We start from the raw sequence: 594 nt of genomic DNA, 5'->3' as shown, positions 1-594 counted from the left end.
AGAAAGGACCTCGTATGAAGCTCGAGAATGCGGTTGCCGTGGTCACCGGTGGCGCGTCGGGTCTGGGCCTGGCCACGGTGAAGGAACTGCACGGCCAGGGCGCCAAGGTGGTGATCATCGACCTGCCGTCCTCCAACGGTGAGGCGATCGCCAAGGAGCTGGGCGACGGTGTGGTCTTCGCCGCGACCGACGTCACCAACGAGGAGCAGGTGAGCGCCGCGCTGGATGCCGCCGCGCAGCTGGGCACCCTGCGGATCGCGGTGAACTGCGCCGGTATCGGCAATGCGATCAAGACGGTCAGCAAGAAGGGCGCGTTCCCGCTGGCAGACTTCACCAAGATCATCAATGTCAACCTGATCGGCACGTTCAACGTGATCCGCCTGGCCGCCGAACGCATCGCCGCCACCGAACTCGAGGGTGAGGAGCGCGGCGTCATCATCAACACCGCCTCGGTCGCGGCGTTCGACGGCCAGATCGGCCAGGCCGCCTACTCCGCCTCCAAGGGCGGCATCGTCGGCATGACCCTGCCCATCGCCCGCGACCTGGCGAGCGTGAACATCCGGGTGGTCACCATCGCGCCGGGCCTGTTCCACA

The 594-nt window shown here is 66.7% G+C and carries 1 protein-coding gene; it reads left to right on the top strand.

All coding sequences use genetic code 11. The annotated features are described in order from the left end of the window. Positions 1-14: 14 nt before the first annotated feature. Positions 15-594, top strand: a 580-nt coding sequence (locus ON23_RS10620) for an SDR family NAD(P)-dependent oxidoreductase (protein WP_039777895.1), incomplete at its 3' end; no start/stop codon positions are given.

This window comes from Nocardia cerradoensis NBRC 101014 (assembly GCF_000308535.1).
In the GTDB taxonomy this organism is placed as follows: Bacteria; Actinomycetota; Actinomycetes; order Mycobacteriales; family Mycobacteriaceae; genus Nocardia; species Nocardia cerradoensis.
The sequence above is the reverse complement of the archived record's forward strand: the minus strand, read 5'-3'. Positions and strand labels throughout refer to the sequence as shown.